Genomic DNA, 23,377 nt, shown 5'->3' on the forward strand with positions numbered 1-23,377 from the left:
TATCCGGTGCCGCTTTGTTCAGGCCACCCTTTCCACCTGCCCTGCAACCCCGGCCTGCTCGATCTGCTCGATCACGTGCAGCTCCACCAGCGCGGCCAGCGCGGCCACCGTCGGCTCGTTGAAGAGCGCCGCCGGATGCAGCGCCACGCCGAATTTCTTGCGCACCCGGCCCAGCAGCTGGATGGCCGTGAGCGAATCGCCGCCCAGCTCGAAAAGGCTGTCGTTCACGCCGATGGACGAAAAGCCCAGTGCCTCGCACCATGTCTGCGCGATGTCGGCTTCCAGCTCGGTTTCGGGCGGTGCGAAAGGCGTTGCCAGCGTGGGCCGTTCGTGGCTCCCCCCGACCACGCCGCGCATTGCTTCCGCAGGCGATTCCACCTCGAAATCGAGTGACGTCAGGCGCGCGCGCTTTTCCTCGACGCTCAGCGGCGAGACAAAAAGCTGCGGCGCGACCTCGCCGCAGAGCACACGCTCGAAGGCCCGCGCGCCCATGTCGGGGGAGATGCCGACGCCTTCCGGATGGTCGCGGTGCGCCGCCATGCCGACCTCGCGCCAGGTGTCCCAGTTGACCGACCAGACGGGAAAGCGCTGCTCCCGCAAGGCCAGCCGCGCCGTGGCATCGAGGTAACAGTTGGCCGAACAGTAGTCCGCGTCGCCGAAAGCACCGAACGCGGCGGCGGTGGACGAGCAGAACAGCACGAAGTCGGGCGCGTGCCCGGCCAGTGCTGCCATCAGCGCGCGTGTTCCCTGCACCTTGGGCTTGCACACGGCATCTGCATCCGCGCGCTCGCGCTGCGCCATGACGCCGCCACCCGGCAGGCCGGCCGCGTGAATCACGCCGTGGAGATTGCCGAACTTCGCGACAGCCTCGCGCACGACCTCCTGCATGCGCCGGGCGTCGGCCACGTCGGCCTGCAGCACCAGCACCTCGGCGCCGGCCTGAGACAACTGCGTCAGCTTCTGCAGGCGCTCCCTCTGCGCGGGGGCGGTCGACGGATCGGCGATGGCCTCGCCCCACAGGTGGCGCGCCGGTATCTCCGAACGCCCCACGAGCACCAGCCGGGCCTGCCATTCACGGGCCAGGTGGCCCGCCAGCGCGAGGCCGATGCCACCCAGGCCGCCGGTGATCAGGTAAACGCCCTGCTTCCTCAGCCGCCGGCCCTGATGGCCATCGCCGCCCGGCGCCGGCTCGAACACCTGCTGCCATCGGTGCGGCCCCCGATAGGCCGCCAGCGCGGACGGTTCGGCGGCACGGGACTCGGCCAGCACCTGCCCGGCCAGCCGGGCGAGTGCCGCGTCATCGTTCACGGGCACGGCCACGTCGATCAGCTGGCAGGCAATGTCCGGGAATTCCTGCGGCAGCACCTTGCAAGGGCCGTGCAGCATCGCCTTGCCGGGGTGCAGGCTTTCCAGGCCGGTCACGTCCTCGAGCTGGCTGGCGACCACCGTCACGCGCAGTCGCGCGCCGTGGCTGGCAACGCCCTCGCCATACAACGCCTGCGCCAGTGCGAGCATGCTGTGGAAGCCACGCGCCAGCACGGGCTCCAGCGGGCCGTGCGCATCGTGCGCTTCCAGGCTCCAGAGGTGATAGACCTGACGCAGGGGGCCGTGCGCCGAGCCGGCTTCTCGCAGCACACGCGCCAGGTCTTCGCGCGCATCGGTGCGCGCACGATAGTGCTGCGCATCTGCAACCTCGAAGGCCGATGCGCTCTCCACCACGACGACAGGCCGGGGCGAAACAGCCAGCTTCTGCAAGAGGGCCGCACGGAAGTCGCCCGCGTCGCCGAGCACGAGGCAATAGCCGGCTTCGGCAATTTCCACCGCCGCCTGTGACAACGGCTGCGCGCGCCGCCATGCGGGGACGTGGAACCAGTCCGCGAGCTCACGCTGCGCGGGCCGGCTCTGCGCTCGCGCGCTCGCCACGGGCGCGGTCTGGCCCGGCGCGACCCAATAGGAACGGCTTTCGAACGGATAGGTCGGCAGCGGGACATGCCGCCGCGACGCGCCCCCGTGGTACGCCTGCCAGTCGACCGGTACGCCCGCCACCCACATCTGCGCCAGCGCACGGGCGCACTGCGCATCGCCCTGCCGCCATTGCTGCGGACGGGTCTGTGAAGCCACGATGCAAGCGGCCGAGGCCGCGTCGACATGACGCCGTGCCAGCGACACCAGCACTTCGCCCGGCCCGGCCTCGACCAGCACGCGCCCCGGCGTGCGCAGCAACTCGCCAAGGCCATCGGCAAAGCGCACGGTGCCGCGCAGATGGCGTACCCAGTACTGCGCGCTGGTAGCCTCCGCGTCGGTGATCGGTCGGCCCGTGACGTTGGAAATGAACGGAATCGAGGGCGCATTCCTGCGCACGCCCTCGACGAGCGCCTCGAAGGCCGGCAGCACCGGCTCCACCATGGCCGAATGGAAAGCATGCGACACATGCAGCCTGCGCGCCACGGTGCCGCGTGCGGTCAGTTCGCGCTCCACGGCTGCAATGGCTTCGGGCGTGCCGGACAGCACGCACAGCCTGTCGTCGTTGACGGCCGCAAGGCTGCAGTCCGATGAGAGCCACGGCTGCAACTCGGCCTCCGACATGGCGACGGCCATCATCTCGCCGCGTGGCAGGCTCTGCATCAGGCGTCCGCGCGCGGCGATGAGGGTCAGCGCATCCTCCAGCCCGAACACACCCGCGATGCACGCGGCCACGTACTCGCCGACGCTGTGCCCGAGCATGACGGCCGGCTGCACGCCCCAGTGCATCCACAGCCGCGCCATCGCGTATTCGACGACGAAGAGCGCCGGCTGCGTGATGGCGGTCTGCGAGAGCTTTTCCGTGGCGGCCACCTGATCGGTTTCCGAAGGAAACAGGCATTGCCGCAGGTCCAGCCCGAGCACGGGCTGCAGCACGCGGCAGCACTGGTCGATCACATCGCGGAACAGCGGCTCGCTCTCGTAGAGCATGCGCCCCATGTGAAGGTGTTGCGCGCCCTGTCCCGGGAACAGGAAGGCGACTTGTGGCGCTTCTGCGGGGCATACCCCTGTCCAGCCGTGCGTCGCATCAGGTGCATCCAGATAGAACGCAGCCTCCGCTTCAGTCGACGCCAGCACGGCGCGCCGGTGCGCAAAGTGCCGGCGCCCGGTCTGCAGCGTCCAGGCAACATCCGCCAGCGACTGCCCCTCGTTCTGCGCAACGTGGCGCGCCAACCGTGTCTGCGCCGCGCGCGCCGCATCGGCGCTTCGGGCCGACACCGGCAGCACCTGCCAGGTACGGCCCGCGACGGAAGGTACGGGGACAGGCGCTTCTTCCAGCACCACGTGCGCATTGGTTCCACCCATGCCGAAGGAGCTCACACCCGCGCGGCGCGGCGCGCGGCCGGCAGGCCAGTCCTTCGCCTCGGTGTTGACGTAGAACGGACTGCCCGCGAAGTCGATCTGCGGGTTCGGTCGCTCGTAGTGCAGGCTGGGCGGCAGCGTCTTGTGCCGCAGGGCGAGCACCGCCTTGATGAGTCCGGTCACCCCCGCGGCGGCGTCGAGATGGCCGATGTTGGTCTTCACCGAACCGATGGCGCAGTAGCCGGTGCGTTCGGTCTCGGTGCGAAAAGCCTGCGTGAGCGCGGCGATCTCGATCGGGTCGCCCATCGGCGTGCCCGTGCCGTGCGCCTCGATGTAGCCGATGCTGTCGGGCGAGACGTCCGCGATCATCTGCGCGGAAAGGATCGCTTGCGCCTGCCCCTCCACGCTGGGCGCGGTGTAGCCCACCTTGGCCGAGCCGTCGTTGTTGATGGCCGAGCCCTTGATGACCGCGTGAATTGTGTCGCCGTCGGCCAGCGCATCGGCCAGGCGCTTCATCGCCACGATGCCCACGCCGCTGCCGCTGACGGTACCGGCCGCACGCGCATCAAAGGCACGGCAATGGCCATCCGGCGAAGCGATGGACCCCGCCTGGTAACGGTAGCCGAGGCCCTGCCCCAGGTTCAGCGAGACACCGCCGGCCAGAGTCATGTCGGCCTCGTGATTCAGCAGTGCCTGGCAGGCCATGTGCACTGCCACCAGCGAGGTCGAGCAGGCGGTCTGCACCGTGACCGCGGGCCCCTGCAGGTTGAGCTCGTAGGCCACCCGGGTGCACAGCGCGTCTTTCTCGTTGCCATTGAGCAGCGTCTGCAGCGACGCCTCTTCGCCCTTGCCGCCCAGCACGCCGGCGGACAACAGATTGCGCCAGGCGTACTGGTTGGTGCTCGCACCGCCGTAGATGCCGATGCGCCTCGGCTGCCGATCGCCGTAGCAGCCGGCATGCTCGAGCGCCTCGACCGCCGTTTCGAGGAAGAAGCGCTGCTGCGGATCGAGATATTCGGCCTCGCGTGCCGAATAGCCGAAGAAGCCCGCGTCGAAACGGTCCATGCCGTCGAGAACGACACCGGCCTTCACGTAGTCGGGGTCGGCCAGGGCCTCGGGCGGCACGCCGCGATCGCGCAGTTCCTCATCGGAGAAAAAACTGACCGACTCGATGCCGCTGCGGATGTTGCGCCAGAAGGCGTCGACATCCGGCGCACCCGGGTAGCGCCCCGCCAGGCCGACGATGGCAATGTCGATCTCGTTGACCTCGCCGGATTCGGTGCCGTCGCTCATCGGTGCATTCCTTCCGCGGCCTTCTTTCGCCGCAACATGGCCTCGCGCTGCCTGCGCGCACCGTCGCGCGCGGGCTGCATGGCGGTTTCTTCCGTATAGGCGGGGCTCAGGCAGTGGGCCTGCGCAGCGACGGTGGGATGGCGGAACAGATCGACCAGTGGCACGGAAAAGCCCAGCTGCGACTTGATCTGGGACTGCACCTGCACCAACAGCAGCGAGTGGCCGCCGATGTCGAAGAAGTTGTCGTGGATCCCCACATCGTCGAGGCCCAGCACCTGCGTCCAGATGGCGCAGATCGACCTCTCGATATCTCTCGTGGGCGCCACACGGGTGGCTGCGCCGGGCGTTTCCGGCTGAGGCAGCGCCTTGCGGTCGACCTTGCCGTTGGCATTCAGCGGCAGCGCCTGCAGCACCACGATCACCCCCGGCACCATGTGCTCGGGCAGCGCCCGCGAAAGCTGCTGCTTCAGCTGCGCCGCGTCGATCGCTTGCGAAGCCGCCGCCGACACGTAGGCCACCAGCCGCGCCCCACCCGCTGCCTGCTGCGCCACCACCACCGCCTCGCGCACGCCCGGCTGCGCCAGCAACCGCGCCTCGATCTCCCCCAGCTCGATGCGAAAACCCCGGATCTTCACCTGATGGTCGATGCGCCCCAGGTATTCCAGCTCGCCGTCCTCGCGCCAGCGCACCAGGTCGCCCGTGCGGTACAGGCGCTCGCCCGCGTCGCTGAACGGATCGGCCACGAAACGCTCCGACGTGAGAGCGCTCTTGTCCAGATAGCCGCGCGCCAGCCCGATACCGCCCAGGTACAGCTCGCCCGGCAGGCCTTGCGCCGTGAGGTTCAGCCCGTCGTCCAGCACGTAGGTCTTCGTGCCCGCGATCGCACGGCCGATGGCCACGTGGTTGCGACCGTCCGCCCTGCAGCGCCAGTGCGTCACGTCGATGGCCGCTTCGGTCGGGCCGTACAGGTTGTACAGGCCCGCGCCCGGCAGCCGCTCGAACACCCTGGCCTGCGCCTCCGCCGGCAACGCCTCGCCGCTGCACACGATGCGCTTCAGGCTCTTGCAGGCCTCGATGCCTTCATGGGCCACGAAGGCCTGCAGCATCGAGGGCACGAAGTGGATGGTGCTGACGCCGTGCCGGCGGATCAGCTCGACCAGCTTGCCCGGCTCGCGGTGATCACCGGGCTGCGCCACCACCAGGCGTGCGCCCTGCATCAGCGGCCAGAAGAACTCCCACACCGACACGTCGAAGCTGAACGGGGTCTTCTGCAGAACGGTGTCCGCTTCGTGCAACGCATAGGCGTCCTGCATCCAGGCCAGCCGGTTGAACAGCGACAGGTGCCGGTTGGCCGCCCCCTTGGGCCGGCCGGTGGAGCCGGAGGTGTAGATGACATAGGCCAGGTGCTCGCCGTGCAGGGGAACGTCGGGGTCGACGCTCGGGCCTGTCTGCAAGTCCAGCAGGTCCAGCAGGTCCAGCTCGATCGTCCGCACGCCCTCGCGCACCGGGATCGCCGGGGCGATGTGGCTCTGGGTGAGCAGCAACGAGACGCCGCTGTCCTCGAGCATGTAGGCGATGCGGTCTTGCGGGTACTCGGGGTCGATGGGCACGTAGGCGCCGCCGGCCTTCAGGATCGCCAGCAGGCCCACCACCATCTCGATGCTGCGCTCGCTCGCGATGCCCACCTTCGTGTCAGGCCGCACGCCCAGTGCGATCAGCCGGTGCGCCAGGCGGTTCGCGCGTGCTTCGAGCTGCGCATAGCTCAGCGACACATCGCCGAACACCAGCGCCACCGCTTCCGGCGTGCGCCGTGCCTGCTGGCCGATCAGACGGTGCACAGGGCCTGCGTACGCGCGATGCGGCAGGTTCTCGCTACGGCGCATCAGGTGCACGCGCTCGTCCTCGCCGGTCAGCACGAGGTTGGCGAGCACGCTGTCGGCGTCGGTCGCTAGCGTTTCCAGCACGCGCAGATAGCGCGCCACCAGCTGCTGCGCGGTGCCCGCCTCGAACAGGTCGGTGTTGTATTCGAGTCGGCCGCGAACGCCTTGCGCGTCGATATAGAAGTCGAGCGACAGGTCGAACTTGGCGCCCGCGTCGTCGAACTCCTCAAGTTCGGCGCGCACACCCTCGAAATCGAGCGCCACCGCTTCGCCGGCCATCTGCACGCCGAACATCACCTGGAACAGCGGGCTGCGCGCGGGGTCGCGCCGGTCCTTGCGGCTCGCAAGCAGCACCTCGAAGGGCAGTTCGGCGTTGTCGAGCGCGGCCAGCGCGTCGGCGCGCACCTGGCGACAGACCTGGCGCAGGCTCTGGTGCGGCGACAAGCGCGCGCGGAACACCTGGGTGGTCACGAAGAAGCCGAGCAACTCGCTCACTTCCTCGTGGTGGCGCCCGGCATTGGGCACGCCTATGGCAAAGTCGTTCTGGCCGCTGCAACGCGCAAGCAGCACCTGCCATGCCGCGAACAGGGCGACGAAAGGCGTGCATTTTTCGGCGCGGCAGAACTTCTGCACCGCGAGCGCCAGCGCCGGCGGCACGTCGAAGCCGAGCGCGGTTCCGGCGAAGCTCTTGCGCGAGGGCCGTGCATGGTCGGTCGGCAGGTCCAGCGCCGGAACCTCCGGTCCCAGATGCCGGTTCCAGTGCGCGAGCTGGCGCTCCAGCGCCCCGCCCTGCACGCTCGCGCGCTGCCACACCGCATAGTCGGCGTACTGCACGGCAAGCGGTGGCAACCTGACCGGGCCGGCGCTGTGCAAGGCAAGGCGGTAGGCCGCGGCCAGATCGCGCGCGAGGATCGGGTTCGACCATGCATCGGACACGATGTGATGCAGGCAAACCGCGAGCACATGCCGTTCATCGCCCAGCTTCACGAGGCATGCGACCAGCGCGGGCGCCGCGCCCAGATCGAACACATGCCCGGCCGCGCGACGCACGGCCTCGTCCAGCGGCGCCTTTTGCGCTTCGGCATTCAGGCCCGACAGGTCGATGCGCTCTAGCGCGAACGGCGCGTCGACCTGCACGCTCTGCATCGGCACGCCGTCCTGTTCGAAGAAGCGGGTACGCAGGACGGCATGGCGCGCGATCAGCGCCCGGAAGGCGCGCTCCAGCGCATCCACGTCAAGCCGGCCGGCCAGCCGGAAGACGCGCGGCAGGTTGTAGGCCGTGAGCCCCGGTTCGAGCTTCTGCAGAAAGCACAGCTGCTCCTGCGCATAGGACAGGGCCACGGCGTCGCCCTCGGACACGGTGCGGGCGATGGTCGGCTGCATCAGGGGTTGGTTCATGCGGTCTCGCTCATGTCTTCTTCGGGCTGCCGGTGGGCCTGGGCACGCTGCTCGAGCTGCGCGGCGTCGTCGCTGTCTTCGCGCAACGCGGCCGCCAGCGCGGCCGGCGTCGGGTGGTCGAACACCACGCCGGCCGCCACCTCGACCTGCAGCAGCTTGCGGATGCGCGCGACCAGCTTGATGACCTGCAGCGAGTGGCCGCCCAGTTCGAAGAAGTCGTCCTCCACGCCGATGGGGCCGCTACCCAGCAGCGAAGCCATGCCGTCGGCGAGCACCGCTTCGAGCGCATCGCGCGGTTCGATGCGTGCCTTGTGTCCGGCGGCGGCAGGCACGATCGCGGCCAGCGCCAGCCGGTCGATCTTTCCGTTGGGCAGGCGGGCGAAGGCATCGACGGCCGTGAAGCTCGCCGGCACCATGTGCGCCGGCAGCTGCGCGGCGAGTCGTTCGCGCAGGGCACGGCCATCGGCCAGCACCTCGTCGGCAATGAAGAATGCGGACAGCGCGCTCGCGCCCGCCGCATCCGGCACCGCAAGCACCGCCGCCTGACGCACGCCCGGCTGCGCCAGCAGCACCGCTTCGACCTCGGCCGGCTCCACGCGGAAGCCGTGGATCTTCACCTGGTGATCCGCACGCCCCGCAAGGCGGATACCGCCTTCGGCCAGCACATAGGCCAGATCGCCCGTGCGATACAGGCGCTGGCCCGGGTTGAAGGGGTCGGCCACGAAGGCGTCGGCCGCCTCACGGTTCAGGTAGCCGCGGCACAGCTGCGCGCCGCCGACGTAGACCTCGCCCAGCGCGCCCGCCGGCACGAGGCCCAGCGCCTCGTCGAGCACATGCACCCGGTTGTTGGCGAGCACCCGCGTCAGCGGCAGCTGCTCGGACACCTGCGCGCCGGCGGGCACCGCATGGACCATCACGCCGACCGTGGTCTCGGTCGGACCGTAGTGGTTGTAGATAGCGCACTGCGGCGCAAGACGCGCGATGCGCTCGACCAGCGCGCGCGGCGCAGCCTCGCCGCCCAGCACCAGCGTGCGCGGCAGATGCGGCGACTCGCATTCGAGAAGCGCCTCCAGGTGCGAGGGCACGATCTTGATTGCGTCGATCTCGCGCTCGGCCATGAAGCGCGCGAAGGCGTCGGCGTCTTTCACATCGTCTTCGGCCGCCACCACCAGGCAGGCACCGTTGAAGAAGGCGCCGAACAGCGCGGTGTTGCCCAGGTCCGCCACGACCGAGCTGGTTAGCGCCCAGCGGCGGCATGCATCGAGCCTCATCGCGGCCGAGGCGGCAGCCACGTAGTTCAGCAGATGCCCTTGTTCGATGGCGACGCCCTTGGGCTTGCCGGTCGATCCCGAGGTGTAGAGCACGTACGCCAGGTCCTGCGGCGAGATGCGGTGTGCGGGCGGTGTGCCGGGCATGCCCTCCGGCACGGGTGGTGCGGCGGCATCGAGCACGAGCGCAGGCCGTGCGTCCGCGAGCACGGACGCGCGGCGTGCCTCGGGCCACTCGGGCTCCAGCGGCAGGTAGGCGGCGCCCACGCGCCAGGCGGCGAAGATCGCCACCGTCAGTTCGATCGAGCGCGGCAGGTTGAGCGCGACGATGGAGCCCGGCGTCACGCCCTGCGCAGCGAGCCAGTGCGCGAGCCGGTTGATGCGGCCGTCGAGTTCGCGGTAATTCAGGCGCTGCTCGCCTGCCTCGAGTGCGGGAGCGTCCGGCGTTGCCTGCGCCCAGTGCGCAATGCGGTCCGCCACGGTCTGCGTTCCGGCATCGATACGTTCGCCGCCGCACCGCGCGAGCAGGAGTTCGCGCTCTTTCGGCCCGACCAGCGACAGCGCTCCGACGGAAGCGTCCGGCTGCGCCACGACGGCCTCGAGCAACGCGAGGAATTGCAGCAGCAGGCGCTCCACGGCGGCCTGGCTGTAGTGCGCGGCATCGGCGTGCAACGACAGTTCCGCGCCCTGCGTCTGCCATGCCGCCTGCAGCGCGAGCTCGAAGCAGGGCATCGGATCGGGCAGCCCGGTCAGCCGCCACCGCGGTTCGGTGCCGCGAGGCAGCGGCGCCTCATGCGAGGCGAAGCCGACGACGGTGTGCGTCGCAAGCGGCGGCGCATCGACGGACCAATATTCCTGCACATCGACATGCGCCGCCAGCGCGGCGTCGAACCTCCCGACCCAGCCGGCAAAGGACTCGTCCATCGCCACATCGACCACCACCGGCAACACCTTGTCGAAGAGGCCGACCGCGCCTTGCATGGGTTCGTAGTCGCGCCGGCAGTCGTGCTGCCAGCCGCCGATGAAGCGCCCCGTGCCGTCGAGCCGGGCAAGCAGCAGCCACCAGGCTGCCTGCAGCAGGGTCTCGGGCTGCGTTCCGAGCGCATCGGCGCGCGCGGCCACTCGGCCCGCAAGCGCCGCGTCGATGGCGCCGCCCGCGCGATGCCGCCCCGCCTGCGGCTGAACGCTCTCCGCCCTCCCTTGCAGGCGCGGCGGCGCCAGTGTGGCCGCTTCGGCCGCGACGCGCTGCCAGTAGGCGCGCCCTTCGTCCGCATCATCGCCTTCGAGCAGGTCCTGGCGCCACTCCACGAAACGTGCGTACTGGAAGATGTCCTCGGACTCGACACTGCCCTCGTCCAGGTACACCGCGGCGATCTGGTCGAAAAGGTTCTGCAGGCTTTCGCGGTCCGCTGCCAGCGCGTTCACCGAGAGCGCCAGCGTGTGCCGCGCATCGGCCGTGCGCACGAGGCCGACGCTCACGAGTTCGCCACGCTCCGCCGCCAGCGGCTCGCGATGGAACGCCTCGAGCCATGCGGCCAGCTCGGCTTCCGCCACGTCGGCCGATTGCCACTTCGGCGGCGGCATCCCGTCGAGGGGTTGCAGGCGTGGTCCACGGTAGCCCGGCACCTGCCGGATCGCCGCGCACAGCGCGCCGTGCGACTGCAGCACGCCCTCCACGGCAATGCGCAGGCGCGCGGTGTCCAGCATGCCTTCGATCCCGACCAGCAGCAGCTGACGCTCGGCGCCGGCAGGCACCATGCGTTGTTCAGGGCTCAACGGGAAGCTCGTTTCCACGGGGTCGGTCATCACGCTCATGCCCCCTGCTCGTCGGCCAGCTTTGCCTCGTTCGCCGCGGGTGCTGCGCCTTCGAGTGCGCCACGGTCGAACATCGCCCCCATCGCCACCACGATCTTGCGCGGCCCCTCGTACGGGTCGCGCGCATGAGCCGCGAGCATGTTGTCGAGCATGACGATGTCGCCCTGCTGCCAGTCGAAGCGCACCGCGCATTCCTCGTACACGCGGCCGACCACGGCCATGGTCTCGTCGGCAATGGGCGAGCCGTCGCCGTACGTCACGTTGCGCGGCATCCGCTCGATGCCGCCCATGGCGAGCAGGTCTTCGCGCACCTGCGCCTCCAGGCAGGCCACGTGGTGCAGCTGGATCTGGTTGAAGAAGACCTTCTCGCCCGTCAGAGGATGGCGGATCACCGCAGGGCAGCGCGTGCGCGTCTGCAAGGTGTCTTCATCGAGCCAGCGCCATGCGATGCCCGCAGCGGCCAGGCGGGCCTCCACGTCCTCGCGGCGGTCGGTCTTGTAGAAGTCGCGCCAGCTCACGTCCAGGCCCGGCGTGAAGGTGCGCACGTACAGCAGTTCCTTGCGCTCGAACTCGGCCACCATGTCCGCGGGCAACCGGCGCAGCATTTCGCGGCAGTCGACGATGGGGGTGGCGCCGCCCACGGGCGAGGGCAGCTCGCAGAAGAACCACTGCTTGCGCGGCCAGCGGTCGAGGTGCGAACTCTCGTTGTGGTACAGGATCATCTGCCGCTCGGGATACGGCGTGGAGCGGTAGGTCTTCTTGCCGCCCTCCTTCTTCGGCAGGTCGCCGTAGCTGCCGTACAGCTCGGGCTCGATGGCCTCGGCAAAGGCCTCGAAGTCCTGCGGCGTCTTCAGGCCGAAATTGCGGAACAGGATGCCGCCGTGCCTTGCAACCAGCATCTCGATGTAGTCGGCCTGGCTCTTCGCCCAGGCCACTGTGTCGAGATCGTCGGTGGTGGCCTGCAGCACGATGGGGAATTCGGCGCCGGCCCTGAGGAAAGAGGTCTGGACCACTGGTCGCGCGGCGGCTTTGCCGAGCTTTCCCAGTTTGTCCAGCTTGCCGAGCTTGTCCATCTTGCCGGCGGCGCCGGTGGTCTTGGCGGTGTTCATGGTGATTCGCTCCTGCGATTGCTTGGGGGCCGGTGCCTCGATGGTTTCGACGGCCTGGCCCGGTGTTTCGACGATCCGCTCCAGCAGCGCATGCCATGAAGCGGTGAACTTTTCGACGGTTTCCCGCCGGTACAGGTCTGTGGCGTACACCCACTCGACGGTGAGCGCGCCGGCCTGTTCCCTGGCGAACACCGCCAGGTCGAACTTGGATTCGTTCATCTGCTGGGGCAGCACCTCGACCTCGGCGCCTTCGATGGCGAACCGGATCTCGGGTGTGTTCTGCAGGACGAAGAGCACCTGGACCAGCGGGTTGCGGTCTCGCGCGCGCTGCGCGCCCGACAGCTCCACGATCTGGTCGAAGGGCACGTCCTGGTGATCCATGGCGACGAGCGTCTGCTGCTTCGTCCGTGCGAGCCATTGCCTGAAATCGGCCTGCCGCTCGCTCATGCGCGAGCGCACGGGCACGACGTTGACGAAGAAGCCCAGCAGCTGTTCGAGATCCGGGTGGCCGCGGCCGGCCACGTCGGTGCCGATCACGATGTCGTCCGCACCCGAGGCCTGATGGAAGAACAGGAAGAAGGACGACAGCAGCAGCGTGAACAGCGAGGTATCGCACTCTCGCGCGAGCGCGGCCAGCGCCTGCGACAAGTCCGGCGGCAGTTCAAGCACCACCGAGTTCCCGGCATGCGAGGCCGTGGCCGGGCGCTGGTGGTCGGACTGCAGGGTCGACACCTGCGGCGCGTTGCGCAGATAGCTGCGCCAGAACTCGGCCTTGGGCGCAAACGTCTCGGAGGCCAACGCGCGGTCGTACCACGCGGCGTAGTCCACGTACTGCACCGGCAACGGCGCGAGCGCCAGCGGCTGGCCGCGCAGCGCGCGTTCGTAGAACTCGCCCAGCTCGCGCGCGAACACCGCGATCGACCACCCGTCGAACACGATGTGGTGCACCACGAGCACCAGCACATGCTCGCGTTCGCCCAGGCGCACGACGGTCGCCTTGATGAGCGGGCCTTCGGCCAGCGCAAAGGGCATGCGCACGAGTTCGTCGAACAACATGGCGTAGCGGCGCTCGCGTGCGGGCTTGTCGGCCTCGTCGATCTCCACGAGCGGGATGTTCAGGCGCACGCTGTCGCGAATCACCGCCGCCGGCTCGCCTTCGTCGTCTTCGGCAAACACGGTGCGCAGCACTTCGTGCCGCGCGACGATGGCGTCGATGGCCGCGCGCAGCACGTCGACGTTGAGTTCGCCATGCAGGGCCAGCCCCGCCGACATGTTGTAGGCCGCGCGGCCGGTCACGTTGCCAGCATCGGTGAGCCGGTCGACCAGCCAAAGGCGGCGCTGCATCGGCGACAGCGGCAGCGCGCCGGTTCGCGGCACAGGCGCCATCTCCATTGCCGCGGCCTGGCGCGCCTCGGCCGGCGCGCCGTTCGCGGGCATGCGCGCGATCAGCCCGGCGATGGTGGGTGCCTTGAAGAACTCGCTGGGATGCAGTTCGACCGCATAGGCCTTGCGGATGCGCGACAACAGCTGAATGGCCACCAGGGAATCGCCGCCGAGCTCGAACAGGTTGTCGTCCATGCCGATGGGCGCGATGCCCAGGCGCTCGGTCCACAGCGCGGCCAGGGCGTTGGCCAGTTCGCCTTCGGGCGCGACGAAGGGTGTCTGCAGCGCGGGGCGCGGATGGCTGCCGCCGCTTGCCGCGGGTTGCGCATCGTCGGTCTCGAACATGTCGAGCATGCCGCTATCCAGGGGGCCCAGACGCTGTGCGAGATCGGTGGTCGAGATCACGGTCTGCGGGCGCAGCGGCCCGTTGACGATGCGCTCGAAGGTGCGCGCGCCTTCGGGGCCGTCCATGCCGATGCCGTCCGGCACGTCCATGTTCTGCGCCATGCCCAGGCCCCGCCAGGCGTCCCAGTTGACCGAGAAGATCGGGTAGCTGCCTGCGCGCGCATGGGCGATGGCCACGGCGTCGAGGTACGCATTGGCGGCGGCGTAGTCGCCCATGCCCAGACCGCCGGCCACGCTGGAGATGGACGAGCAGAACTGCACGAAGTCCAGCGGCTGGCCGCGCACCGCATCCAGCAGGACGCGGGTGCCGCGCACCTTGGTCGCGAAGACCGTGTCGACCTGCGCGCGCGTGCGCTGGGCCAGCATGCCGCCGCCCGCATCGCCCGCCGCATGGACGATGCCGTGCAACGCACCGAAGCGCGCGTTCGCGAGCGCAAGGGCCGCCTGCAGTTGCGCGGCGTCGGACACATCGGCCGACAGGGCCATCACCTGCGCACCCAGCGCCTCGAGTTCGAGCAGCTGGCGCAGCCTTGCCTTTTGCGCCTCGGGCTGGCTCGCATCGCCGGCCAGCGCAGCCCAGCACGCGCGCTCCGGCATCGCGCTTCGGCCGAGCAGCACCAGGCGGGCCTGCCAGTGACGGGCCAGGTGCTTTGCGACGGCCAGGCCGACGCCGCCAAGACCTCCGGTGATCAGGTAGACGCCCTGCGGCCGCAACCGCGGCTGCGCCGCGGCAGGCAGCGGCGCGGGCTCGTAGCCCTTCGCCCAGCGGTGCGGGCCGCGGTAGGCCAGCAGCGGCTCGCCGGGCTCCGTGCGCAGCGCGGCGGATTCGGTGGCGAGCTGGGCGACCAGCAGCGCTTCGGCGTCGCTCTCGGCAGCCGGCAGCATCACGTCGATCACGCGGCAATGGACGCGCGGGCACTCCTGCCCGATCACCTTGGCCGCGCCCAGCAGCGTGGCCTTCTCGGGACACAACGGTTCGGTGCCGGTGACGTCCTCGATCTGGTTGGCGACGACGGTGATCGGCAGCTTGCCGGCGGCGGCGGCCGTGGTGCGGGTGTCGAGCGCCTGCACGAGCGCCAGCAGGCTGAAGAAACTGCGCTCGAGCAATTCGGCCTGCGGCTGCGAGGCCGGCACCTCGTCCAGGCACCACAGGTGGTGGATGGCGGCGACGGCGCCGAAGTCGGCCTCGACCTCGCGCAGCAGTCGCGCGTGATCGTCCCGCTCGCCGGGCCGCAATGTCCAGCCCTCGCGGCCGGTGCGGGCGAAGGCCGTGCCGCGCTCGGCCACGGCCACCGCATGGCCCAGCGAACGCAGGTGCCGGGCGAGATGGCCGGTGAGGCTGCGGCCGTCGCCGAGCACGAGCACGCAGCCCGCGTCGGCCGCGGTCCTGGGCACGACAGGCACTAGCGGCTCGATCCGTTTCCAGACGGGGACGTAGAACGCGTCGGCGGACGGCTTGCGTGCGGACTTCGCCGACCCGGCGCCGGGTGCGTCGACCCAGTAGCGGCGGCGCTGGAACGGATAGGCCGGCAGCGGCACGCGGCGCCGCGCCTGTCCGGCATGGCAGGCGGCCCAGTCGATGTCCACGCCCGCGAGCCACAGGCTGGCGAGCGTCTGCGCGATCTGCTGCGCGTTGCGCGCGCGCTGCTGCGGATGCGCCTGGCTGGCGTGCACGGCGGCGGCCGAAACAGCCATCGGGTGCTGGCGCGCGAGGCCGGCGAGCGTCTCGCCGGGGCCGACTTCGAGCACCACGCGCCCGGGCACCTCGAAGAGCGAGCGCAAGCCGTCCGTGAACTGCACCGTGCCGCGCAGGTGCTGTGCCCAGTAGTTCGGGCTGGTCGCCTGCTGCGCCGTGATGAGCTTGCCGGTGACGTTCGAGATGAACGGAATCTTCGGCGCCTGCCGCGGCACCGAGGCAATGAGCTGCTCCAGTTGCGCGAGCAGCGGCTGCGTCATGGCCGAGTGCGAGGCGATGGACACATGCAGCCGGCGCGGCAGGTGGCCGTGCGCGCGCAGTTCCGCTTCGGTGGCCTCGATGGCTTCGAGCGGGCCGGAGATCACGCACAGCTGCTCGCCGTTGGCGGCCCCGAGGTCGCAGCCGCCGGTCAGGAAAGGCGCCAGCTCGGCCTGCGAGAGCGGCACTGCCGTCATGGCGCCGGGCGGCATGGATTGCAGCAGGCGGCCGCGCAGCGCGGTCACCCGCAACGCGTCTTCGAGCCGGAACACACCCGCCAGGCAGGCCGCGACGTACTCGCCGAGGCTGTGGCCGATCATCACGGCGGGTCGCACGCCGCGGCGCATCCACCAATGCGCCATTGCATATTCGACGACGAACAGGGCTGGCTGGGCGAAGGCGATGTCGAACAGGCGCGCGTCTGCCTCGGCCTGCGCGTGCGGCGCGGGGAACAGCAGTTCGCGCAGGTCGAGGCCGAGTTCGGGGCGCAGCAGTTCGCAGCAGCGGTCGATGTCTTTGCGAAACGGCGCGTCCTCCCGATAGAGCGCAAGCCCCATGTTCGCGTGCTGCGTGCCGCCGCCGGGAAACAGGAAGGCGACTTCGGGCGGCTGCTCGGGCGCGGGTGCCGCAGCCGCCATGACGCCTTCGCGGCAAGCCAACATGCCCGCGGCGGCCGCCGATGCATCGGCCACCACGGCGCGGCGGTGTGCGAAGGCGCGGCGGCCCGTCTGCAGCGTGTGCGCGATGTCGGCCAATGCCGTCCCGGGATGCGCTTCGATGTGTGCGCCGAGCCGTTGCGCGGCCTGCTTCACGGCGGTGGCGCTCATGGCGGACAGCGGCAGCACCTGCCAGCCGCCCTGGTCCTGCGGCGCGGCGGCGGCCGGCGCTTCGGGCGCCTCTTCGAGGACGACGTGCACGTTGGTGCCGCCGATGCCGAAGGAGCTGACACCCGCGCGGCGCGGCGCATCGCCCTTCGGCCAGGGCCGGGCCTCGGTGTTCACATAGAACGGGCTGGTCGCGAAGTCGATCTGCGGATTGGGCTGCTCGAAATGCAGGCTGGGCGGCAGCGTCCGGTGGCGCAGTGCCATCGCGGCCTTGATGAGGCCGGCCACGCCGGCGGCCGCGTCGAGGTGGCCGATGTTGGTCTTGACCGAGCCGATGGCGCACCGGCCCTGCGACGTCGCCCCGCCGCTCGCGAAAGCCTGCGTCAGTGCGGCCATCTCGATCGGGTCGCCCAGCGTGGTGCCGGTGCCGTGCGCTTCCACGTAGCCGATGGTGCTCGCGGGCACGTCGGCCACCATCTGCGCCGCGCGGATCGCGCCGGCCTGCCCCTGCACGCTGGGCGCGGTGAAGCCGATCTTGTCCGCGCCGTCGTTGTTGGCCGCGCTGCCTTTGATGACCGCATGGATGGTGTCGCCGTCGCGCAGCGCTTCTTCCAGCCGCTTGAGCACGACGATGCCCGCGCCGCTGCCGATGACCGTGCCCGCGGCCTTCGCGTCGAAGGCGCGGCAGTGGCCGTCGGGCGAGAGGATCGCGCCGTTCTGGTAGCGGTAGCCGCCTTCCTGCAGCAGGTTGAGCCACACGCCACCGGCCAGCGCCATGTCGCAGTCGTGGTTCAGCAGCGCCTGGCAGGCCATGTGCACGGCCACCAGCGAGGTCGAGCATTCGGTCTGCACGCTGACGGCCGGCCCGCGCAGGTCGAGCTTGTAGGCCACCCGCGTGCACAGCGAGCCCGCGGAGTTGCCGCTCATCAGGCCCAGCATGTCGGCGATGCCGGTGCCCGCATCGATCCCGAAGGCGGGCAGCAGGTGCCGCATCAGGTAGAGGTTGGGGCCGTCTCCCGCGTAGACGCCGACCGACGCGGCCGCCTTCCTGGCCTGCCAGCCCGCATGCTCCAGCGCCTCCCACGCGCATTCGAGAAAGATGCGCTGCTGCGGATCGAGGTGCTCGGCTTCGCGCGGGGAATAGCCGAAGAAGCCGGCGTCGAACTGGTCGAAGCCCTCGAACAGCACGCCGGCCTTGACGTAGTCAGGGTCGGCCAGCGTGCGTTCGGGCACGCCGCGGGCGCGCAGCTGCTCGTCGCTGAAGACGGTGACCGACTCGACGCCGTCGCGGATGTTGCGCCAGAAGGTGTCGACATCGGGTGCGCCGGGAAAGCGCCCGGCCATGCCGACGATGGCGATCTCGATGCCCGTGAGTCCGGTGGGCAGTGTGGCTTGGTCTTGCATCAGAAGCTTCTTTCGGTGGGACGGCGGCGCTGCAGCAGGGCGGTGCGCTGGCGTTGCGCGCGCGCCTGTTCGCTGTCGGCGTCCTCGGTATCGGCATCGGCATCGGCATCGGCGGGCTGCGCGGCGCCGCGTCCCTGCTCGATGCGGCGCGCCAGCGCGCCGACGGTCGGGAACCTGAAGAGATCGACCACTTTCAGGCCCGGGTTCAGCCGGTCCTCCATCAGCCGGTGCATGCGGATCACCAGCAGCGAGTTGCCGCCGAGGTCGAAGAAGTTGTCGTTCATGCCCACCTTCTCGACCTTGAGCAGTCCGGCCCAGATCGAGGCCAGCGTCTCGGCGATATCGCCCTGCGGCACCTCGTAGTCCAGGCGGCTGGGGATGGCGGGCGCAGGCAGCGCGCGGCGGTCGATCTTGCCGCCCGCGGTGAGCGGAAAGCTGTCGAGCGCCGCGATGGCCGAGGGCACCATGTAGTCGGGCAGGACGCGGCTCAGCTGCTCCCGCAGCGCCGCGGTGTCGATCTGCGCGGCGGGTGCGGGCGAGACATAGGCCACCAGCGAGGCGCCGGCCGGGCCGTCGTGGACCACCACCAATGCCTCGCGAACGGCGGCGTGCTCGCGCAGGCGCACCTCGATCTCCCCGAGCTCGATGCGAAAGCCGCGGATCTTCACCTGGTGGTCGAGACGGCCGAGGTACTCGAGCTGGCCGTCGCCGCGCCAGCGCGCGAGGTCGCCGGTGCGGTAGAGCCTGCCGCCCGCGGCGTCGAACGGGTCCGCGACGAAGCGCTCCGCAGTGAGGGCCGCGCGGCCGAGATAGCCGCGCGCGAGCCCTTCGCCGCCGAGATACAGTTCGCCGGGAACGCCCTGGGGAACGGGCTGCAGGTTCGCATCGAGCACGTGCGCGGTGCGCTGGCCCACGGGACGGCCGATGGGCGCATAGCCCTGCACGGCCTGCTGCGCGTCATGCGCGGTGCCGTGCCAGGCGGTGGGCGTGATGACGGCCTCGGTCGGGCCGTAGGCGTTGACGATGTGCGCAGGGCGCAGCACGCGGCGGATCAACGCGAGGTCCTCGCCGGTCCAGGCCTCGCCGCCGAAGAGGGCCAGGCGCACGGCATGCGCGAACGGCGCCTGGCCCTGCATGAGCTGGCGCGCATAGGCCGGCGGCAGGTCGACCACGCTCACGCGGTGGCGCTGCAGCAGGGCCTCGAGTTCGCCGGCAAGCGAGCACCATTGCTGCTGCACCACGAGTGCCGCCCCCGCGACGAGCGGCAGCAGGCATTGCTCGATGGCCGCGTCGACGTGCGGCAGTGCGAACTGCAGCGAGCGGTCTTCGGCGCGCATCCCGCAGCGCTGCGCCATCGACCGGATGTGCATCGACAGCGCGCCGTGCGGCACGGCCACGCCTTTGGGACGGCCCGTGGTGCCGGAGGTGTAGATGACATAGGCGAGATGCCCGCCGTGCAGCGCGACCCCGGGGTTGGTGGCCGGCTCGCTGCCTTTCAGCTGTGCTTCGTCGAGCATGACCTGGGCAATGCCGCCCGGCGCCGGTGCACCGCCGTTGCGGTCGGTGAGCAGCACGCCGGCGCCGCTGTCTTCCAGCAACTGCGCAAGCCTCTGCGGAGGATGCGATGGGTCCAGCGGCAGGTAGGTGCCGCCCGCCTTCAAAACACCGAGCAGGCCGGTCACACGATCGGCCGCGGCTTCGATGGCCACTGCGACGATGCGGTCGGGGCTTACGCCCTGGCGGATCAGCCGGTGGGCGAGGCGGTTGGCGCGCTCGTTCAGAACCGCGTAGCTGAAGCGGGTGTCGCCGTCGATCAGGGCGGTGGCGTCGGGAGTGGCTTGCGCCTGCGCCTCGAAGAGCCGGTGCACGGGCGGCGCATGCACCGCCTGCGGCTCGCCTGCCGACCATTCGTCCAGCTGGCGCTGCTCGACGGCATCGAGCCACTGCACGTCGCCCACGGCTTGCGCGGGCTCGGTCGCCAATGCCTCCAGCAGCGCGCGGTAGTGCCCCGCCATGCGTTCGATGGTGGCCGGCTCGAACAGCTCCGCCGCGTAGGTGATGACCGCGCCGGCACTCCCGTCGGCATGCTCGCGGATATCGAGCGTGAGCTCGAACTGCGCAGCGCCGTCGGCGATGCGGTGCTCGCGCGCCTGCAGGCCCGGCAGCATGCGCAGCACGCCCGCGTCCTCACGCAGGTGGTTGAACATCACCTGGAACAGCGGGCTGTGACTCAGGCTGCGCTGCAGTTGCAGGGCTTCGACGATCTGCTCGAACGGCAGGTCCTGGTGCGCCTGCGCGCCGAGCGCGGCTTCGCGCGTCTGCGCCAGCAGCCCGGCAAGGCTCATGCGGCCCTGCACCGCGGCGCGCAGCACCTGGGTGTTGACGAAGAAACCGATCAGCCCGGCCGTTTCGGGGCGATGGCGGTTGGCGACCGGCACGCCGACGCGCACGTCCTGCTGGCCGGTGTAGCGGTGCAGCAGCGCCTGGAACCCGGCAAGCAGTGCCATGAAGAAGGTCGCGCCGTGCGCCTGCGCGGTGACGCGCAGCCGCCGGGTGAGCGCGGCGTCGAACTCGAAGGCATGGCTGGCGGCGCGGTAGGCCGCGACCGCATGCCGCGGATGGTCGGCGGGCAGGCTCAGCACAGGGTGCTCGTCGCCCAGTTGGGCGCGCCAGTACACGAGCTGACGCTCGGCCTCGCCGGCGGCGAGCCAGTCGCGCTGCCACAGGGCGTAGTCCGCGTACTGGATCGGCAGCGGCGCGAATTGCGGCGTGGCGCCTCTTGCGCGGGCGCCGTAGGCGGCGCCGAGTTCGTCGATCAGCACCTGCATCGAGGTGCCATCGGACACGATGTGATGCGTGATGACGACGAGCAGATGCCGCGCTTCGTCGATGCGGATCAGCGCCGTGCGCAGCAGCGGCCCCTCGCCGAGGTCGAAGGGCTCGGCGTGGCACTGGCTGGCATGCTCGGCGGCAGCGGCCTCGCGCGCTTCGGCGGGCAATGCGCGCAGGTCGATCTGCCGCGGCGCGAGCCGCAATGGCGGCTGGATCCACTGGCAGACCGTGCCGTCCGCCGCCGCACGGAACACGGTGCGCAGGCTCTCGTGGCGGGCCACCAGTTCGTCGAGCGCGGCGCCCAGTGCATCGATGTTCAGGGCCCCATCGAGCTCCAGCGCCGCGCTGACGTGGTACGCGGTGCTCTTCGGGTCGAGCTGCCACAGGAACCACTGGCGCTCCTGCGCATGCGACAGCGCGAGCGGCTGCGCGCGGCGCTCGGCCTGCAGCACGGGGATGGCACTGCGCTGTTTGCGCTGGCCGGTGGCGAGCACGCGGCGCACTTGCGCGGCGAGCTCGCCCAGGCGTGGCTGCTCGAACAGCACGCGCACGGGAAATTCGATTTCCCATCGGTCGGCGATGCGGGCCGCCACCTGCGTCGCGGCGAGCGAGTTGCCGCCGTGGATGAAGAAGTGGGCCTCGCGTGCCAGCGGGGGCTGCTGCTGCGCATCGCGGCGCAGCACATCGCGCCAGATCGCAGCGACGGCCTGCTCCACATCGTCGAGCACCGGCTCCACGGCGGGCGCATTGGCCGCGGCAGAACCGCCGAGCACGAATTCGCCATGCGCATACATCGCGTAGGCATCGGCGCTGCGGTCGAGCCAGCCTTGGCGGCATGCGCCTCGCTGCAGCTTGCCGCTCGTGGTCTTGGGCATGCCGCCGGGATTGAGCAGCATGACGACGGACAACGGTTCGCCGAACTGCTCGCTCACCGCGGCGCTGAGCACTTCGACCAGCGCTTCGGGCTTCACCAGCTTCTGCGTGCTGCGCGACACCTCGGCGGCCACGCCGATGCCCTCTGCGCCGGGGCCGCTGACGGCGAAGGCCGCCACGCGGCCCTTGCGCACGATGTCGACCTCGAGCTCGATCATGCGCTCGATGTCCTGCGGGTACAGGTTGTGGCCGCGCACGATGATCATGTCCTTGATACGCCCGGCCACGTAGAGCTGGCCGTCATGGATGAAGCCGAGATCGCCTGTGCGCAGCCAGGTGGCGCCATCGCACTCGACAAAGGTCTGCCGCGACACCTCCGGTTTGTTCCAGTAGCCGCTGCCGATGCTGGGCCCGGTGGCCCAGATCTCGCCGACCGCGCCCGCGTCGCGCACCGCCAGCGATGCAGGGTCCACGATGCGCACGGCATGGCCGGAAACGCTTCGGCCGCATCCCACGAGGGTGGCGCCCGTTTCGGCTTCGAGCTCGACGATGCCGCGCGCCAGGGCCTGGCTGGAGAAATCGTGCGCGACCATGCCGGCGCCACGCTGGCCGCCGGTGACGAACAGGGTCGACTCGGCCAGGCCGTAGCACGGATACAGCGCGGCGGCGGCAAAGCCGGCGGGCGCGAACTGCTTCCTGAAATCGCGCAGCGTATCGGCGCGCACGGGCTCCGCGCCGGAGAACGCCAGACCCCAGCTGGACAGATCGAGCTTCTGCAACTGCGCCTTGGACACTCTGTCGAGGCACAGGCGGTAGGCGAAGTCGGGACCGCCGCTGATGGTCGCGCGATGGCGCGAGACGGTTTCGAGCCAGCGCACCGGCCGCTCCAGGAAGTAGCGCGGCGACATGAGCGCGACGGGAATGCCGCGGTGCAGCGGCTGCAGCAGGCCACCAATGAGGCCCATGTCGTGGTTCAGCGGCAGCCAGCTGGCGAAGATGTCGTCCGGCCCGACCGACAGGCCCTCCTCGATCGCGCGCATGTTCGCCATGAGGTTGGCGTGCGTGACCATGACGCCCTTGGGCGCCGAGGTCGAGCCGGAGGTGTATTGCAGGAAGGCGATGTCGGTCGGGGCCGGCGTGTGGGGCGTCCAGCGTCCGGCGTCTTCGGCGCCGATCTCGTCCACGCAGATCAGCGGCACGTCGGTGAAGGCGCCGGCGACGCCCGCGATGGAGGCCTGGATGGCGGCGTGCGTCAGCACGCAGCAGGCGCCGGCGTCGGCCGCGATGCCCTCCAGCTTGGCCAGATGCCGCTTGCGCGTGGACTCCGGCGGGAACACGGGCACAGCGATGAGGCCCGCATAGAGGCAGGCGAAGAAGCTCACGACGTAGTCGTCGCTGTTGTCCAGCATGATCAGCGCGCGCTCGCCGCGGCCGAAGGACTGCTGCAGTCGGGCCGCGAGGCCGCGCACGCGCGTGTCGAGCCGGCGATAGGAGACGGGCGTGTCGATGGCGGTGCCGTCGCGGTCGGTCACGGCGATGACCGCGGTGTCATCGGGCCGCCGTGCGGCCAGCTCGCGCAGGTGGCTCACGAAGTCCACGGGGTGCATCGGATTCA

General features: G+C 70.3%; 5 protein-coding genes. All 5 read right to left on the minus strand.

Annotated elements, in window-relative coordinates; genetic code table 11:
• Positions 1-18 precede the first annotated feature (18 nt).
• Genes L3V85_RS35000 through L3V85_RS35025 form a run of 5 tightly spaced genes read right to left on the minus strand, consistent with a single transcriptional unit; the run spans position 19 to position 23,369 of the window.
• Entirely contained in the window at positions 19-4,617 is a 4,599-nt protein-coding gene (locus tag L3V85_RS35000) for an SDR family NAD(P)-dependent oxidoreductase (protein ID WP_237677137.1), read from the minus strand.
• Positions 4,614-7,895 carry an amino acid adenylation domain-containing protein gene (locus L3V85_RS35005; RefSeq protein WP_237677138.1) on the minus strand — a complete coding sequence of 1,094 codons (3,282 nt, stop codon included), beginning with the start codon at positions 7,893-7,895 and terminating at the stop codon, positions 4,614-4,616. Before L3V85_RS35005 ends, L3V85_RS35000 begins: the two co-directional genes overlap by 4 nt.
• Positions 7,892-10,978 (minus strand): amino acid adenylation domain-containing protein, encoded by a 3,087-nt coding sequence (locus L3V85_RS35010; RefSeq protein WP_237677139.1) that lies wholly within the window; start codon positions 10,976-10,978, stop codon positions 7,892-7,894. Before L3V85_RS35010 ends, L3V85_RS35005 begins: the two co-directional genes overlap by 4 nt.
• Positions 10,975-18,057 (minus strand): SDR family NAD(P)-dependent oxidoreductase, encoded by a 7,083-nt coding sequence (locus tag L3V85_RS37470; protein ID WP_337250103.1) that lies wholly within the window; start codon positions 18,055-18,057, stop codon positions 10,975-10,977. Before L3V85_RS37470 ends, L3V85_RS35010 begins: the two co-directional genes overlap by 4 nt.
• Complete coding sequence (locus L3V85_RS35025) at positions 18,057-23,369, minus strand: non-ribosomal peptide synthetase (RefSeq protein ID WP_237680713.1); 5,313 nt, start codon at positions 23,367-23,369, stop codon at positions 18,057-18,059. The genes L3V85_RS37470 and L3V85_RS35025 overlap by 1 nt, the downstream gene beginning before the upstream one ends.
• Between the last annotated feature and the right edge of the window lie 8 nt (positions 23,370-23,377).

It is taken from the genome of Variovorax paradoxus (assembly GCF_022009635.1).
Taxonomy (GTDB): Bacteria; Pseudomonadota; Gammaproteobacteria; order Burkholderiales; family Burkholderiaceae_C; genus Variovorax.

Bases quoted from the DNA above. Each gene is read 5' to 3' on its own strand.
- L3V85_RS35005 (WP_237677138.1), bottom strand. From the start codon at position 7,895: ATGAACCAACCCCTGATGCAGCCGACCATCGCCCGCACCGTGTCCGAG.
- L3V85_RS35000 (WP_237677137.1), bottom strand. From the start codon at position 4,617: ATGAGCGACGGCACCGAATCCGGCGAGGTCAACGAGATCGACATTGCC.
- L3V85_RS37470 (WP_337250103.1), bottom strand. From the start codon at position 18,057: ATGCAAGACCAAGCCACACTGCCCACCGGACTCACGGGCATCGAGATC.
- L3V85_RS35010 (WP_237677139.1), bottom strand. From the start codon at position 10,978: ATGAGCGTGATGACCGACCCCGTGGAAACGAGCTTCCCGTTGAGCCCT.
- L3V85_RS35025 (WP_237680713.1), bottom strand. From the start codon at position 23,369: ATGCACCCCGTGGACTTCGTGAGCCACCTGCGCGAGCTGGCCGCACGG.